The 14234-nt window shown below is 73.1% G+C and carries 16 protein-coding genes; 8 read left to right on the forward strand and 8 right to left on the reverse strand.

The features are described from left to right. Nucleotides 1–23: 23 nt before the first annotated feature. Nucleotides 24–572, reverse strand: coding sequence for an excalibur calcium-binding domain-containing protein (locus ACQZOG_RS12015; protein ID WP_033276903.1), 549 nt, complete (start codon nt 570–572; stop codon nt 24–26). A 275-nt stretch (nt 573–847) separates the two neighbouring features. Between ACQZOG_RS12015 and fabG the strand changes: the two genes are divergently transcribed. From fabG to ACQZOG_RS12040, 5 genes are all read left to right on the forward strand, one after another. Then, on the forward strand, nt 848–1609 hold the full coding sequence (gene fabG / locus ACQZOG_RS12020; protein WP_033276904.1) for a 3-oxoacyl-ACP reductase FabG: 762 nt from the start codon (nt 848–850) through the stop codon (nt 1607–1609). A gap of 11 nt (nt 1610–1620) precedes the next feature. Further along, nucleotides 1621–2379 carry an SDR family oxidoreductase gene (locus ACQZOG_RS12025; protein ID WP_033276905.1) on the forward strand — a complete coding sequence of 253 codons (759 nt, stop codon included), beginning with the start codon at nt 1621–1623 and terminating at the stop codon, nt 2377–2379. A 272-nt stretch (nt 2380–2651) separates the two neighbouring features. Next, nucleotides 2652–4238 carry an ABC transporter substrate-binding protein gene (locus tag ACQZOG_RS12030; protein ID WP_359497848.1) on the forward strand — a complete coding sequence of 529 codons (1587 nt, stop codon included), beginning with the start codon at nt 2652–2654 and terminating at the stop codon, nt 4236–4238. 91 nt (nt 4239–4329) lie between these two features. Beyond that, a complete protein-coding gene (gene ung / locus ACQZOG_RS12035; protein WP_048459475.1) occupies nt 4330–5013 on the forward strand; it encodes a uracil-DNA glycosylase in 684 nt (227 codons plus the stop codon). Nucleotides 5014–5160: 147 nt separating this feature from the next. Further along, entirely contained in the window at nt 5161–5670 is a 510-nt protein-coding gene (locus ACQZOG_RS12040) for a tetratricopeptide repeat protein (RefSeq protein ID WP_058915679.1), read from the forward strand. 227 nt (nt 5671–5897) lie between these two features. On the opposite strand, the gene ACQZOG_RS12045 is transcribed toward ACQZOG_RS12040, so the two are convergent. The 3 genes from ACQZOG_RS12045 to ACQZOG_RS12055 all read right to left on the reverse strand — a co-directional run bounded on the left by ACQZOG_RS12045 (nt 5898) and on the right by ACQZOG_RS12055 (nt 7675). Then, nucleotides 5898–6371, reverse strand: coding sequence for a hypothetical protein (locus tag ACQZOG_RS12045; RefSeq protein ID WP_359671001.1), 474 nt, complete (start codon nt 6369–6371; stop codon nt 5898–5900). A 146-nt stretch (nt 6372–6517) separates the two neighbouring features. Beyond that, nucleotides 6518–7030, reverse strand: coding sequence for a DinB family protein (locus ACQZOG_RS12050; RefSeq protein WP_359670778.1), 513 nt, complete (start codon nt 7028–7030; stop codon nt 6518–6520). Between the two features lie 42 nt (nt 7031–7072). Next, a complete protein-coding gene (locus ACQZOG_RS12055; RefSeq protein WP_365164559.1) occupies nt 7073–7675 on the reverse strand; it encodes a TetR/AcrR family transcriptional regulator in 603 nt (200 codons plus the stop codon). Between the two features lie 89 nt (nt 7676–7764). Between ACQZOG_RS12055 and ACQZOG_RS12060 the strand changes: the two genes are divergently transcribed. Then, a complete protein-coding gene (locus ACQZOG_RS12060; RefSeq protein WP_033276911.1) occupies nt 7765–9048 on the forward strand; it encodes an FAD-dependent monooxygenase in 1284 nt (427 codons plus the stop codon). Next, complete coding sequence (locus tag ACQZOG_RS12065) at nt 9045–9950, forward strand: Gfo/Idh/MocA family protein (protein ID WP_033276912.1); 906 nt, start codon at nt 9045–9047, stop codon at nt 9948–9950. Before ACQZOG_RS12060 ends, ACQZOG_RS12065 begins: the two co-directional genes overlap by 4 nt. Here ACQZOG_RS12065 and lnt read toward each other — a convergent pair. Further along, complete coding sequence (gene lnt, locus ACQZOG_RS12070; RefSeq protein ID WP_430741492.1) at nt 9874–11442, reverse strand: apolipoprotein N-acyltransferase; 1569 nt, start codon at nt 11440–11442, stop codon at nt 9874–9876. The two genes, ACQZOG_RS12065 and lnt, sit on opposite strands and share 77 nt — an antisense overlap. Before the next feature lie 59 nt (nt 11443–11501). Beyond that, complete coding sequence (locus ACQZOG_RS12075; RefSeq protein WP_033276979.1) at nt 11502–11984, reverse strand: nuclear transport factor 2 family protein; 483 nt, start codon at nt 11982–11984, stop codon at nt 11502–11504. Nucleotides 11985–12125: 141 nt separating this feature from the next. Between ACQZOG_RS12075 and ACQZOG_RS12080 the strand changes: the two genes are divergently transcribed. After that, nucleotides 12126–12866 (forward strand): SDR family NAD(P)-dependent oxidoreductase, encoded by a 741-nt coding sequence (locus ACQZOG_RS12080; protein ID WP_033276914.1) that lies wholly within the window; start codon nt 12126–12128, stop codon nt 12864–12866. A 27-nt stretch (nt 12867–12893) separates the two neighbouring features. Here the strand turns inward: ACQZOG_RS12080 and ACQZOG_RS12085 are convergent, their stop codons facing one another. Together ACQZOG_RS12085 and ACQZOG_RS12090 are read right to left on the reverse strand one after the other, a co-directional pair. Beyond that, the gene (locus ACQZOG_RS12085; protein ID WP_033276915.1) at nt 12894–13073 is read right to left on the reverse strand and encodes a hypothetical protein; all 180 of its coding nucleotides are present in this window, start codon (nt 13071–13073) and stop codon (nt 12894–12896) included. A gap of 168 nt (nt 13074–13241) precedes the next feature. Further along, the gene (locus ACQZOG_RS12090; protein WP_033276916.1) at nt 13242–14120 is read right to left on the reverse strand and encodes an undecaprenyl-diphosphate phosphatase; all 879 of its coding nucleotides are present in this window, start codon (nt 14118–14120) and stop codon (nt 13242–13244) included. Nucleotides 14121–14234: the final 114 nt, after the last annotated feature.

Below are 14234 nucleotides of genomic sequence, written 5' to 3' on the forward strand. Positions count from 1 at the left end.
GGGTGGTGAGTCGCGCCCGCGTGTCAGGTCCGCCGGCGGCGGATGACGTACCCCGTCGCCAGGAGCGCGCCGCTGACGAACGTCGCGCCGATGCCGACGTCCCAGTGTGTCGGGCCGTCGGGCGAGGTGCCGCCCAGGCCGCCCTGGACGCCGCGGGTCGGGGTTGGAGCCGCGGAGGTGCGCGTCGGGGACGCCGTCGCGGTGGGCGTGGGCGTCGGCGTCGCGGTCCGGGTCGGGGTCGCCGTCCGCGTCGGTGTGGGCGTGGGCCGGGTGGGGGAGACCGTCGGCGTGCGGCTCGGGGTAGGCGAGGGCGGGCGGGAGGCCGGGGCCGGGCGGGACGTGGAGGAGGTCAGCCCGCGGCGGGGAAGCGCCTCGCAGGCGATGCCGTCGTCCGGGCCGGGGTCCTCGTCGAGCCGATGCGGGTCACTGCGGTCCATCTCGAAGAAGGTCTGCGCGTCCTCCTGGTAGGTGAAGTCGCTGCAGTCCAGGTCCTGGGCGTGGGCGATGTCGGCCATCGGCACGATCGCGGCGAGCGCGATCAGCGTGCCTATGGCACCGGTGCGACGGCGCATCGGGCGCCTCCTTTACGGCCGCGGGAGCTCGCGCTTCGACGCTAGGTTCCGCCCGCCCCGACGGCGCGCAGCGCTGGGCCGATCGGGTGCCGGGGAGGGGAACGGGACGGCGGAGAGGTCCGCCCGGCCACGGGGAATGGATCACACACGGGCGGTGCGCCGTTGACACCGGGTGCCAGGGCTTCTAGCGTCACGTCTGCTGAAGGTACTAAGCGGTCGCTCACCGATTCGAGCGGGCCGCAGGAGCCGCATCCCAAGGGCGAGGAGAAGCAGCAATGTCCACCACTGAGCAGCGGGTCGCGGTCGTCACCGGCGCCGCGCGCGGCATCGGCGCCGCCACCGCCGTACGACTGGCCGCCGAGGGTCGCGCGGTCGCCGTGCTGGACCTCGACGAGGCCGCCTGCAAGGACACCGTCGAGAAGATCACCGCCGCCGGTGGCAAGGCGATCGCGGTCGGCTGCGACGTCTCCGACGAGGCGCAGGTCGAGGCGGCCGTCGCCCGCGTCGCCGAGGAGCTCGGCGCGCCGACCATCCTGGTCAACAACGCGGGCGTCCTGCGTGACAACCTGCTGTTCAAGATGAGCGTCTCCGACTGGGACACCGTCATGAACGTGCACCTGCGCGGCGCCTTCCTGATGTCGAAGGCCTGCCAGAAGCACATGGTGGACGCCAGCTTCGGCCGCATCGTCAACCTGTCGTCCTCCTCCGCGCTCGGCAACCGCGGCCAGGTCAACTACTCGGCCGCGAAGGCCGGCCTGCAGGGCTTCACCAAGACCCTGGCCAAGGAGCTCGGCAAGTTCGGCGTCACCGCCAACGCCGTGGCCCCCGGCTTCATCGCCACCGAGATGACGAAGGCCACCGCCGACCGCGTCGGCATGGGCTTCGAGGACTTCAAGGCGGCCGCCGCCACCCAGATCCCCGTCGCCCGCGTCGGCGAGCCCGAGGACATCGCCAACGCCATCGCCTTCTTCACCGCCGACGCGGCAGGCTTCGTCTCCGGCCAGGTGCTGTACGTGGCCGGCGGACCGCTCGACTAAAGGACCCGGACATGACGACAGTGGAACCCACCGGCAAGGTCGCCCTGATCACGGGCGCCAGCCGCGGCATCGGCTACGGCGTGGCCGAGGCGCTGGTCGCGCGCGGCGACCGGGTCTGCATCACCGGACGCAACGAGGACGCCCTCAAGGAGGCCGTGGAGCAGCTCGGCGCCGACCGGGCGATCTACGTGGCCGGCAAGGCGCACGACGAGGCCCATCAGGCGCTCGCCGTCGAACGCGTGATGGAGGCCTTCGGCCGGGTCGACCACCTGGTCAACAACGCGGGCACCAACCCCGTGTTCGGGCCGATCGCCGACCTCGACCTGAACGTGGCGCGCAAGGTCTTCGAGACCAACGTGATCTCGGCGCTGGGCTTCGCGCAGAAGACCTGGCACGCCTGGCAGAAGGACAACGGCGGCGCGATCGTGAACATCGCCTCCGTCGCGGGCATCGCGCCCTCGCCCTTCATCGCCGCCTACGGCGTCAGCAAGGCCGCGCTGATCAACCTCACCCAGCAGCTGGCGCACGAGTTCGCGCCCAGGGTGCGGGTCAACGCCATCGCCCCGGCGGTGGTGAAGACCAAGTTCGCGCAGGCGCTGTACGAGGGCCGCGAGGAGGAGGCCGCCGCCTCCTACCCGCTGGGCCGGCTCGGCGTGCCGTCCGACATCGGCGGCGCGGCCGCGTTCCTCACCTCGGACCAGTCCGACTGGGTCACCGGCCAGACCCTGGTCGTCGACGGCGGCATCTTCCTCAACGCCGGCGTCGGCTGATCCGTACGACCGCATCCGTACAACCGGATCCGTGAGCCGGATCCCCCGGCCCGGAGCCGCGCACCACGCGTGCACACCGGTCACCACCGCCCCGTCCGACACGGACGCCGTTGACGAAAACGGCGTCCGTGTCGGCGATTTGGGCACGAAACGCCGGTGACAACGTAGTCATCCGCGAGTTGATCTCAAGGGTCCTCCCGAGGAGGGTCAGCCGGTGTGTCACTGCGGTATCGTTCGCCGACCCTTGGTATGGCAGATCGAGGAGCGTGCGCGTGTTCAACCGGAATCGATGCCTGCGGCGGGTGGCGGCCATCGCGTCCATATCGTCCCTGGTGACCGGATGTGGCGTCCTGGCGTCCGACAGCCCGGAGGACGAGGGCCCCATCGTCGTGGGAACCACCAGCTCGCCGAGCACGCTGGATCCTGCCGCGTCCTGGGACAGCTCCTGGGAGCTGTTCCGCAACATCTACCAGACGCTGCTGAGTTACCCGATCGGCGCGACGACCCCCCAGCCGGACGCGGCGGAGAAGTGCGAGTTCTCCGACACCTCCAACCAGGTGTTCCGCTGCGAGCTGCGCGAGGGTCTCACCTTCTCCGACGGCGGCAAACTGGACGCGAAGGCGGTCAAGCACTCCATCGACCGCATCCGCCAGATCAACGTCAACGGCGGTCCGGCCGGTCTGCTGGGCAGCCTCGAGCGGGTCCAGGCGCCGAACGAGCGCGAGGTGGTCTTCTACCTCAACAAGCCCGACGCCACCTTCCCGTTCGTGCTCGCGACCCCCGCGATGTCGATCGTCGACCCCGACTCCTACCCCGCGGGGCAGCTCCGCGAGGAGAAGAGCGTCGTCGGATCGGGCCCGTACACCCTCCAGTCGTACGAGGAGGGCAAGGAGGCCCGGCTGGTCAGCAACGAGAACTACAAGGGCTACGCCGACCGGAAGAACAACGCGGTCACCATCCGCTACTACCAGGACTCCGGCGAGATGGTCGGGGCGCTGCGCGACAAGCGGATCGACCTCACCTACCGTGGTCTGGCCGCGGGCGACATCGTCGAGCTCCAGGGCAGGTCCTCCAAGGAGGAGGAGCTGCAGCTCATCGACGGCACCGGCACCGACATCAACTACCTGGTCTTCAACCCGAAGGACCCGTGGGTCGGGAAGAAGGCCGTGCGCCAGGCCATCGCGCAGCTCGTCGACCGCGCCGCGATCGCGCACAAGGTCTACAAGGACACCGTCGACCCGCTGTACTCGATGGTCCCCAAGGGCCTGACCGGACACACCACCGGCTTCTTCGACAACTTCGGCGAGCCCGACGCCGACAAGGCCCGCGAGATCCTCCGCGACGCCGGCATCACCGAGCGGGTGCCGCTCACCCTCTGGTACACCTCGGACCGCTACGGCTCCGAGACCGCCCTGGAGTTCAAGGAGCTGGAGCGGCAGCTGGAGGCTTCGGAGCTGTTCGACGTCACGCTGAAGAACCGCCCCTGGAAGACCTACGTCGAGGGCTACCAGAAGGGCGAGTACCCGGTGTTCGGCCGTGGCTGGTTCCCGGACTTCCCGGACGCGGACAACTTCATCGCCCCGTTCGTCGGCGAGCAGAACGCGCTCGGCACGCCGTACGAGGCCAAGAAGATCGTCAACGACCTGCTGCCCAGCTCCCGCCGCGAGAGCGACCGGGGCAACGTGGTGAAGCAGTTCGAGGAGGCCCAGCAGATCCTCGTGAACGACGCGCGGCTGCTCCCGCTGTGGCAGGGCCGGCAGTACGTCGCGGCGAGCCGGGAGATCTCGGGCGCGGAGCGCGCCCTGGACCCCTCCACGATCATGATGATGTGGCAGCTCTCCCGGAAGACCAGCTGGTAGAGCGCCCCGGCAGCCGGCCGAGAGGCCGGCTGTCAGTGGTCGCCGGTAGGTTCGGAGAACCGGAAACGACCATGTGAGCAAGGGAATCGACGTGACCGACATCGCCATGCTGCCCGAGTCCTGGCGCGGGGTTCTGGGTGACGAGCTGCAGCAGCCCTACTTCAAGGAGCTGACCGAGTTCGTCGAGGAGGAGCGGGCGCGCGGTCCCGTCTACCCGCCCCGCGAGGAGGTCTTCGCGGCGCTGGAGGCCACGCCGTACGACGAGGTGAAGGTCCTGGTGCTCGGCCAGGACCCGTATCACGGGGAGGGCCAGGGGCACGGGCTGTGCTTCTCTGTCCGGCCGGGGGTGAAGACCCCGCCGTCCCTGCGGAACATCTACAAGGAGCTGCACGCCGACCTGGGTACGCCCGTCCCGGACAACGGTTATCTGATGCCGTGGGCCAGGCAGGGCGTGCTGCTGCTCAACGCGGTGCTCACGGTCCGCGCGGGCGAGGCCAACTCGCACAAGGGGCGCGGCTGGGAGCTGTTCACCGACGCGGTGATCCGCGCGGTGGCCGACCGGCCCGACCCCGCGGTCTTCGTGCTGTGGGGCAACTACGCGCAGAAGAAGCTGCCGCTGATCGACGAGAGCCGGCACGTGGTGGTGAAGGGGGCGCACCCCTCGCCGCTGTCCGCGAAGAAGTTCTTCGGCTCCCGGCCGTTCTCGCAGATCGACGAGGCGGTGGCGGCGCAGGGGCACCAGCCGATCGACTGGACCATCCCCGACCTCGGCTGATCCGCCCGCGTCCGCGCCCCGCCCGGCCGGGTGCGGGCCGGCGTCGGGCCGTCTCCGCCTCGGCACGTCGCGGGGCGGCCTGTCCGGAATCGTCCGAGTCTGCGACTAGCGTCGGAGGCGACAGCGGGCGACGGTGCGGAGGACGCGGTGACGGAGCGACAGGAGCAGGCGGCGCCGGACGCCCTGCTCACCCGGATCGGCCAGGTCGTGATGCTGCACCACGCGGGGGACCGGGAGGAGGCCCGGCACCGTTTCCTCGGCCTGTGGGCGGAGATCGGCGAGGACGGCGACCCGCTGCACCGCTGCACCCTCGCCCACTACCTCGCCGACACCCAGGACGACCCCGAGGACGAACTGGCCTGGGACCTGCGGGCGCTGACGGCGGCCGATGAGGCCGGCGGGACCCCGGCGCACGACGGCGGCCCGGCGGTGCGTGCCCTGTACCCGTCGCTGCACCTGAATCTGGCCGCCGACTACGTCCGCCTCGGCCGCCCCGACGCGGCCCGCGCCCATCTGGACCGGGCCCGGGGCGCCGCCCGCACCCTCGCCGACGACCGCTACGGCGAGGGCGTACGGGCCGCAATCGGCCGGCTGGAGGCGCGGCTAGGGGAGGACGGGATGCCGCCCGGGGGGCCGGGGCCGCCGCGGCAGAGGTGAGAGACCTGGTCCCGCTCGGCGGCTGTGGTGTCCCGGCGGGGGTGGGAGCGGGGCCCGCTCAGTGGCTGTGGAGTCTCGGCGGGGTGGGACCGGGGCTCAATCAGCGGTTGTGGAGTCTCGGCGGAGGCGGGAACAGGGCCCGCTCGGCGGCTGTGTGTCCCGGCGGAGGTGGGAACAGGGCCCGCTCGGCGGCTGTGTGTCCCGGCGGAGGCGGTAGCGGGGCCCGCTCAGCGGCCGTAGGTGTCCCGGCAGATGCGCGCCTGCGGGCTGTCCGCCGGCCAGCCGCCGTACTCCCTGCCCAGTGCGCAGACGTCCGAGCCGCCGGAGGTGCCCCCGGTCAGGGACCCGCCGCCGCCCGGGAGCTGGGCCGGCGGGCGTGGGGCCGGGGTGCGCCGGGTGGGCTGCGGCCGCTCGGGGCCGCGGGGCCGCTGCGTGCGCGGCGCCTGCCCGTCGCGCGCGTCGGAGGGCACGTGGATCCGCGAGGGCTCGGCCTTCGGGGTGGCCCGGTCCGACGGGGACGCCTCGGGGGCGTCGGCCGGCACCCGCTGGAGCGCCTCGCGCGCGGGCGCCTGCACGACCGGCGACGCGTCGCGCCCCGCCGCATCGTGTCCTGCCCCCGGCGGCGGCGCGGTCGCCGGGCCCGGTGCGAGGGGACGCTGGACCGTCACACAGCCCGAGAGGGCGGCGACCGCCACGGTCATCAGAAGCGTTGCTGTGGTCGTCGTTCGCTGCACCCCCGCCACTTTGCTGGCTCCGCCCGGCGGGCGGTGGAGGGACAGGCTCGGTGGTCCCCCGCACGGGTGATGTCCGCCCACCTTCGAGGGCCCCGTCGGCGTGGCGGGTGACGTCACTCGCCGATGGCGCCGTCGATCGCCTCCCGGATCAGGTCCGCGTGGCCGTTGTGCCGGGCGTACTCCTCGATCATGTGCGTGTAGATCCAGCGCAGGGAGCACGGCTCGGGGTGCGAGTGGTGGCGGCCCTGGGAGCGCTCGTCGAGGGAATGGCCGGCTGCGTTGCGCCGGGCGGCCTCGATCTCCGCCTGCCAGGTCTCGTAGGCGTCCTTCCAGGTGTCCGCCTCGCCGGGGTGGAACTCCCCGTCCGGGTCGGCCTCCCCGAAGTAGATCGGCCCGGCGTCCTCACCGGCGAACACCCGCCGGAACCACGACCGCTCCACCTCCGCCATGTGCCGCACCAGCCCCATCAGCGACAATTCCGACGGCGCCACGGACGCGGCCCGCAACTGCCCGTCGGTCAGCCCCGCGCACTTCCAGGCGAGCGTCGCCCGGTGATAGTCGAGCCACCCTTCGAGCATGGTCCGTTCATCGGCGTTCTGCCCGGGTTCACTGCGCTGGGTCGTCATCCCGGCATCCTTTCCCGCTGACGGGAGGTCACACCAGGGGTTTTATGCCGCCCGCGTCCCCAGCATCCCGTCGATGATCTCCCGGAGGTCCGTCCGGAGGTCCGGGATCGTCGGGGGCTCGGCGTGGTACGAGCCGGCCACGCAGGAGAAGAGGAGGCCGTCGGCCCAGGCGATCAGGGTGAGGGCGTGGCGGTCCGGGGTCGGGGAGCCCAGGGCGGTGGCCAGCGCGGTGAGCTGGGTGCGGAAGCGGGCGCCGGCCGCGTCGAAGTGGGCGCGGAGTTCCGGACGGCGGGTGGCCTCCAGGGCGAGTTCGTAGCGGGCCAGGGTGAGGTCGCGGTTCCGGGTCAGGGTGCGGTGGACCGTCAGGGCCAGGGCATCCAGGAGGGCGTCGGTGCCCTCGCGCGGGTCGGGGAGGTCCTGGAGGGCCAGGACCCGCTCCTCCCGGTCGGCGAGACGGCGTACCGCCAGTTCCAGCAGTGCCTGTCTCGTGCGCGCCACGTTGGACGTCGAGCCCTGGGGGAGTCCGGCCGTCTCGTCCACCGCCCGGTGGGTCAGGCCCCGCATGCCCCGCTCGGCGAGCAGGGCGAGTGCGGTGTCGGCGACGAGGTCGGCGCGGGCGGCAGGGGTGGTGGGGCGTTCGGACATGCGGCCAACCTACTCGGTTCACTACGGCTGTAGTACGGTGGAGAGGAGCTTCACTACAGATGTAGTGGATCAACCTCCGGGAGGAAGCCATGGCAGCGGCCGAGCGGGCGATCGTGATCGGCGGGGGCATCGGCGGGCTGGCCGCGGCGGCCGCCCTGCACCTGCGTGGGGCGCGGGTCACCGTGCTGGAGCGCGCCCCCTCCCTGACACCGGTGGGCGCGGCGATCTCGCTGTCCCCCAACGCGCTCCGCGCCCTGGACGTCATCGGCCTGGGCGACGACGTCCGCGCCCTGTCCGCCTGGCAGGGCGACGCCGGGCTGCGGGCGCCGAGCGGCCGGTGGCTGGCCCGTACCGAGGCGGCCGCCGCGGCCGAACGCTTCGGCGGCCCGCTCGTCCTGCTGCACCGCTCCACCCTCGTCGAACTCCTGGCAGGGCAACTTCCGTCCGACGCCGTCCGCACCGGCGCCCCCGCGCGCCTGACGGACCCCGGAGCCCCGGGCGACCCCCGCAGGCCGGCCCGCGTGGAGACGCCCGACGGGGAGCTGGAGGCCGACCTGGTGGTGGCCGCCGACGGCATCCGCTCCGCCGTACGCGGCACCCTGTTCCCCGGCCATCCCGGCACCGTCCACAGCGGCTTCACCACCTGGCGCGTCGTCGTTCCGCTGCCCGGCGTCGCGTTCCCCTCGCACGAGACCTGGGGCCGGGGCGCCATCTGGGGCACCCATCCCCTCAAGGACGGCCGGGTGTACGCCTACGCCGCCGCCGTCGCACCCGCGGGGGAGAAGGCCCCCGACGACGAACGGGCCGAACTGCTGCGCCGCTACGGCGACTGGCACAGCCCCATCCCTGAAGTACTGGCCGCCGTCCGCCCCGAGGACGTCCTGCGGCACGACGTCCACCACATCGCCGAACCGCTGCCCGCCTTCCACCGGGGCCGCGTGGCCCTCGTCGGCGACGCCGCGCACGCCATGCCGCCCAGCCTCGGCCAGGGCGGCAACCAGGCCGTCGAGGACGCGATCACCCTCGCCTTCCCCCGCCCGGGCATGCCCTCCTCCGCCGACGAGCCCGTCGCCGGCACCCTCCCCGGCTACACCGCCGCCCGCCTTCCGCGCACCACGGCCGTCGCGCGCCGCGCGGTGCGGGCGGCCCGCCTCAACGTGCTGACGACCGGCCGCGCCGGCACCGCCGTACGGAACTCCGCGCTGGCCGCGCTGTCCAAGGTGGCGCCGTCGCTCTTCCTGCGCGGGTTCGACGGGGTGGCGGACTGGCGGCCGCCGGGAGGACCGTCCGGTGCGGACGGGGACGGCTCCGGGGCACCCCGTAAGCTCGCAGCGGACCACACCAGGCGAGGACCAGAGGAGAACACACCGTGAAGGTCGGCTGCATCGGGCTCGGCGACATCGCGCAGAAGGCCTATCTTCCGGTGCTCGCCGTCCAGCCCGGCGTGGAGCTCCATCTGCAGACCCGCACCCCGGCCACCCTGAAGCGCGTCGGCGACTCCCTCCACCTGCCGGACGCGCAGCGTCACGCCGACCTCGACGCGCTCATCGCCGCCGGCCTCGACGCGGCGTTCGTGCACGCCCCGACCGACGTCCACCCGCAGATCGTGACCCGGCTCCTCGAGGCGTGCGTGCCGACCTACGTCGACAAGCCGCTCGCGTACGAACTCGCCGACTCCGAGCGGCTGGTGGAGCTCGCCGAGGAGCGCGGCGTCAGCCTCGCCGTCGGCTTCAACCGGCGCCACGCCCCCGGCTACGCGCAGTGCGCCGACCACCCGCGCGAGCTGATCCTCATGCAGAAGAACCGGGTCGGGCTGCCCGAGGAGCCGCGCCGGATGATCCTCGACGACTTCATCCACGTCGTGGACACCCTCCGCTTCCTGGTGCCCGGCCAGGTCGACGACGTGACCGTGCGCGCCCGAGCCGAGGACGGACTGCTGCACCACGTGGTGCTCCAGCTCGCCGGCGACGGCTTCACCGCCCTCGGCGTGATGAACCGGCTCAGCGGTTCGACGGAGGAGATCCTCGAGGTGTCGGGCCAGGACACCAAGCGCCAGGTGGTCAACCTCGCCGAGGTGATCGACCACAAGGGCCAGCCGACCGTGCGGCGGCGCGGCGACTGGGTGCCGGTGTCCCGGCAGCGCGGCATCGAGCAGGTGACGCTCGCCTTCCTGGACGCGGTGCGCGCCGGGAAGACACTCAGCGCCCGTGACGCACTGGCGACCCATGAGCTGTGCGAACGGGTGGTACGAGCGGTCGACGAGCGCCTCGCCTAGACCGCACGAGACCCACCGCGCCGTAGACGGCGAGCACGACGAGCGCCGCCTGCGGGGGCCAGTCGCCGAAGCGGACGTACAGCGTGGTCCCCCGGGCGAGCGGCACCTCGTAGACCTGCGCGGCGGACGCGTCCGTGCCGAGCCACGGGCCGATCCGCCCGCCGTCCGCGCCGTACACGGCGGACACCCCGGTCAGCGTCGCGTGCACCATCGGGCGGCCGGTCTCGGCGGCGCGCAGCGCGGCGAGCGAGGCGTGCTGCTCGGGCGCCCAGCTCCGCTGGAACGTCGACGTCGAGGACTGCGCGAGCAGCACGCCCGCGCCGTCCTGCACGAGATGGCGGCTCATGTCGGGGAACGCCGTCTCGAAGCACACCATCGGGCCGATCCGCAGCCCGTCGCCGACGTCCATGACGACCTGCTCGGAACCGCGCCGCCGGTCCTCCCCGGCCGCCTTGCCGACGGACGTCGCCCAGCCCAGCAGCGGGCGGGCCGGGACGTACTCCCCGAACGGCACCAGCCGCATCTTGTCGTACCGGTCGCCGGTGGGGCCGTCCGGGCCGATCAGCACCGAGCTCTTGTAGATGCCGGGCCTGTCCGAGCGCCGCGCGTCCACGTTGACCAGGATCTCCGCGTCCGTCCCCCGGGCCAGCGCGGCGAGCCGCCGGGCCAGGTCGGGGCGGTCGCCGAGGTCGAAGCCGACGCTGCTCTCCCCCCAGACGACCAGGTCGACGTCCTGCCCGGCCAGCTCACGGGTCAGCCGCTCCTCGCGGTCGAAGCGGCGGTCGGCGCTGTCCGGACCGGCTATGACCCCCGGCTGGACGAGCGCGATCCGTGTCCGCTCCCCGGTCTGCTCGGGGCGCGGCGCCCCCGCCCAGGCGGCCGACCCCGCGGCGGCCACGGCGACCAGCCCCGCCACGGCCGGCACCCGCGCCCGGCGCTCCGCGACCAGCACGGCCACCGCGACGTTCAGCGCCACCACCAGGAAACTCGGCAGCCACACGCCGCCCACCGACGCCAGCCGCAGCGCCGCCTCCACCCGCCACTGGCTCGCGCCCAGCACACCCCACGGTCCGCCGAGCCCCTGCCAGGAGCGGATCAGCTCGATCGTCAGCCAGCCCGACGGCACCACCAGCAGCGCCGCCGCCACCCGGCGTCCGGACGGCGGACCGCCCAGCGTCCGGCGCACCAGCCACCCCCACGGCGCCCACAGCGCGCCCAGCAGCGCGGCGAGGACGAACGTGAACACGTGCAGGCTGGGCAGCAGCCAGTGGTGCATGACCAGCATGAACCCGAACCCGCCCCACCAGCCGTCGAACGCGGCCCGGCGCCCGGTTGGCGCGGCGCGGATCAGCAGCAGCCAGGGGACGAGGGCGACATAGGCGATCCACCACAGGTCCGGGGCGGGGAAGGCAAGGACGGGCAGCGCGCCGACGACGGCGGCAACGGCGGAGCGGCGCCACGGGGAGGCGAGGTGGTGGCCGAGATTCCTCATGGGCGCCTCCCTACCCCGTGATGCCTCCAGTGTGCGTCCCGGACCCGGCCGGCGCGGGTTCAGTCGATCACACCGTCCGGCCGTCCGCCGGTCGGGCGCCGCCACGTCTCGCGCACGGCGACCCGGCTCAGCCGCCAGCCGTCGGGTGTGCGCACCGCCGTGAACACGCACCGTCCGCCGCTCAGCAGGTCGAGCACGGCGGCCCCGTCCCCGCCGCCCCGGCAGGCGGGGCTGACGTAGTCGGTCCGCACCTCGGCCGTGTCCCCGGTGTCCCGCTCCCACGTGCCGAGCCGCACCCGGCGGTTGACGAACAGATGCTGCCGCACGGGGAACCGGGAGAACCGGTCCGCCAGCCAGGCGGCCACCGCCCCGGCGTCCCCCTCGACGCCGCCCGCGCCGCGGTAGTCCGCCCGCCCGTCAGGGGTGAACAGCCGCCGATAACCCGCCCAGTCGCCGTCGTCGACGGCCACCGCGTAGTCGGTGACGAGACCGTCCAGGTCCAGCCGGTCCCGTACGGTCGCGAGCTCCACACGCTGCGTCATCGGCTCAGTGTTGACCATGCGGGAGGCGCAGCCAAGGGGCGTGCGCGGACATTCCCCGGCCCGCGGGGCCGCGCGCGACGCGGACGGGGGCGTCTGCGAGTCTGGGGATCTTCGTTCCGCGTTCTGCGCCTGGAGGTACTCATGAAGCGTCTGGTCACGGTGGTCACCGGGGGGAGCCGGGGCATCGGCGCCGCGACCTGCCGTCGGCTGGCGGCGGAGGGGCACGACGTGGCGGTGAACTACGTGCGGGACGCCGACGCGGCCGAGAAGGTGGCCGAGGATGTGCGGGCCGCGGGGGCGCGGGCGGTGACCGTGCGGGCGGACACGTCCGTCGAGGCCGACGTGGAGCGGCTGTTCGAGGTGACGGAGCGCGAACTCGGGCCGCTGACGGGGCTGGTGAACAACGCGGCGGTGACCGGGCCGCTCGGGCCGTTCACCGAGGTGGGTACGGACACCCTCCGCCGGGTCGTCGACGTCAACGTCGTCGGCACGCTGCTGTGCTCGCGGCGGGCCGCCCAGCTGATGACGCCGCGCGGCGAGGGCGTGATCGTCAACATCTCGTCGGGCGCCGCGACCTTGGGCAGCCCCGGCGAGTACGTGCACTACGCGGCGACCAAGGCGGCCGTGGACGCGCTGACCGTGGGGCTGTCGAAGGAACTCGGCCCGGTGGGCGTGCGCGTCAACGGGGTCGCCCCGGGTCTGATCGACACGGAGATGCACGCCGCGATGGGGGCGCCGGACCGGGTCCGGGAGATGGCCGGGACCATTCCGCTCCGGCGGGCGGGACAGGCGGAGGAGATCGCGGCGGCGGTCGCCTGGCTGATGTCGCCGGACGCCTCGTACACCACGGGGACGGTGCTGAGGGTCGCGGGCGGACGCTGAGAAGGGGGGGCGCGGAGCGGGCGGGCGTCAGGCCGCCTCGACGACCCGTCCGCGGATCGCTGCCGCCCACTCGACGACCAGCATCTCGTACTCCTCACGCTCCTGGGCGGACAGGGAGCCGCCCGCCCGCAGCCACAGGGCGCGGATCTGTTCGTTCACCTCGGCGGCGGACCGCGCGGAACCAGGGGGCGTTAAATCGGGGGACATGCGGACAAGCCTAGGGCCATGGACTGACGGTGCGCTACCGGACGGCTACGGGACCCGTATGGGTTCGGTCACGTGCCACGGACACGGGCCGGGCGTACGTTCCGCGGCAGAACCGTTTCCGCACCGCCCGGTGCGTGGCGCGCGTCTCGGCCGCCCTCACGCCCGCGTTCAGCCCGCCGACTCCGCCGCGTGCGGACTGAGCACGCCGGCGGCGACCAACGCGATGATCACCACGCCGAGTGCGATCCGGTACCAGACGAACGGCATGAAGCTCTTGGTCGAGATGAACTTCATGAACCACGCGATCACCGCGTACCCGGTGGCGAACGCGATCACCGTGGCGAAGAGCGTCGGCCCCCAGGAGACGTGCCCGCCGTCCGCCGCGTCCTTCAGCTCGAACAGGCCGGAGGCCAGCACGGCGGGAATGGCGAGCAGGAACGAGTAACGGGCCGCGGCCTCGCGCCGGTAGCCCATGAACAGGCCGCCGCTGATGGTGGCCCCTGAGCGGGAGACGCCCGGGATCAGGGCCAGCGCCTGGCACGCGCCGTAGATCAGACCGTCCCGGACCGTCAGGTCGGTCAGTTCCTTGCGGGGCGCGGCCACCCGGTGCCGGCCGCCGCCGCTCTCCGCGCGTGCCGCGAGCCGGTCGGCGACGCCCAGCACGACGCCCATGCCGATCAGCATCGCGGCCGTCAGCCGCAGATCGCGGAACGGCCCCTCGATCTGGTCCTTGAGCGTCACCCCGAGCACGCCGATCGGGATCGAGCCGATGACGACCAGCCAGCCCATGCGCGCGTCCTGGTCCCGGCGCATCTCCTTGTCGGTGAGTGAGCGGGACCACGCGGACAGGATGCGCCCGATGTCCTTGCGGAAGTAGATCAGCACCGCGGTCTCCGTGCCGATCTGCGTGATCGCGGTGAAGGCGGCGCCGGGGTCCTCCCATCCGGAGAAGGCCGCGGTCAGCCGCAGATGCGCGCTTGAGGAGACGGGCAGGAACTCGGTCAGACCCTGGACGAGGCCGAGGATCAGGGATTCGAACCAAGACATGGGGCAGCGGGATCCAAGTGCCGATCGCGGAAAGGTCGAAGGGCCCGCCCCCACCGCCGGCTGCGGTGCTGTCGATCATCGGGCGCGCCGGAGGCGAACTGTAGCGCCCGGAGA

The organism is Streptomyces sp. P13-3-3 (assembly GCF_050571355.1).
Lineage (GTDB): Bacteria > Actinomycetota > Actinomycetes > Streptomycetales > Streptomycetaceae > Streptomyces > Streptomyces althioticus.

What these genes read in the sequence shown, in the direction of transcription:
- ACQZOG_RS12015 (WP_033276903.1), bottom strand. Translation starts at nt 572, where the DNA reads ATGCGCCGTCGCACCGGTGCCATAGGCACGCTGATCGCGCTCGCCGCG.
- fabG (WP_033276904.1), top strand. Translation starts at nt 848, where the DNA reads ATGTCCACCACTGAGCAGCGGGTCGCGGTCGTCACCGGCGCCGCGCGC.
- ACQZOG_RS12025 (WP_033276905.1), top strand. Translation starts at nt 1,621, where the DNA reads ATGACGACAGTGGAACCCACCGGCAAGGTCGCCCTGATCACGGGCGCC.
- ACQZOG_RS12045 (WP_359671001.1), bottom strand. Translation starts at nt 6,371, where the DNA reads ATGACCGTGGCGGTCGCCGCCCTCTCGGGCTGTGTGACGGTCCAGCGT.
- ACQZOG_RS12050 (WP_359670778.1), bottom strand. Translation starts at nt 7,030, where the DNA reads ATGACGACCCAGCGCAGTGAACCCGGGCAGAACGCCGATGAACGGACC.
- ACQZOG_RS12055 (WP_365164559.1), bottom strand. Translation starts at nt 7,675, where the DNA reads ATGTCCGAACGCCCCACCACCCCTGCCGCCCGCGCCGACCTCGTCGCC.
- ACQZOG_RS12060 (WP_033276911.1), top strand. Translation starts at nt 7,765, where the DNA reads ATGGCAGCGGCCGAGCGGGCGATCGTGATCGGCGGGGGCATCGGCGGG.
- lnt (WP_430741492.1), bottom strand. Translation starts at nt 11,442, where the DNA reads ATGAGGAATCTCGGCCACCACCTCGCCTCCCCGTGGCGCCGCTCCGCC.
- ACQZOG_RS12075 (WP_033276979.1), bottom strand. Translation starts at nt 11,984, where the DNA reads ATGACGCAGCGTGTGGAGCTCGCGACCGTACGGGACCGGCTGGACCTG.
- ACQZOG_RS12080 (WP_033276914.1), top strand. Translation starts at nt 12,126, where the DNA reads ATGAAGCGTCTGGTCACGGTGGTCACCGGGGGGAGCCGGGGCATCGGC.
- ACQZOG_RS12085 (WP_033276915.1), bottom strand. Translation starts at nt 13,073, where the DNA reads ATGTCCCCCGATTTAACGCCCCCTGGTTCCGCGCGGTCCGCCGCCGAG.
- ACQZOG_RS12090 (WP_033276916.1), bottom strand. Translation starts at nt 14,120, where the DNA reads ATGTCTTGGTTCGAATCCCTGATCCTCGGCCTCGTCCAGGGTCTGACC.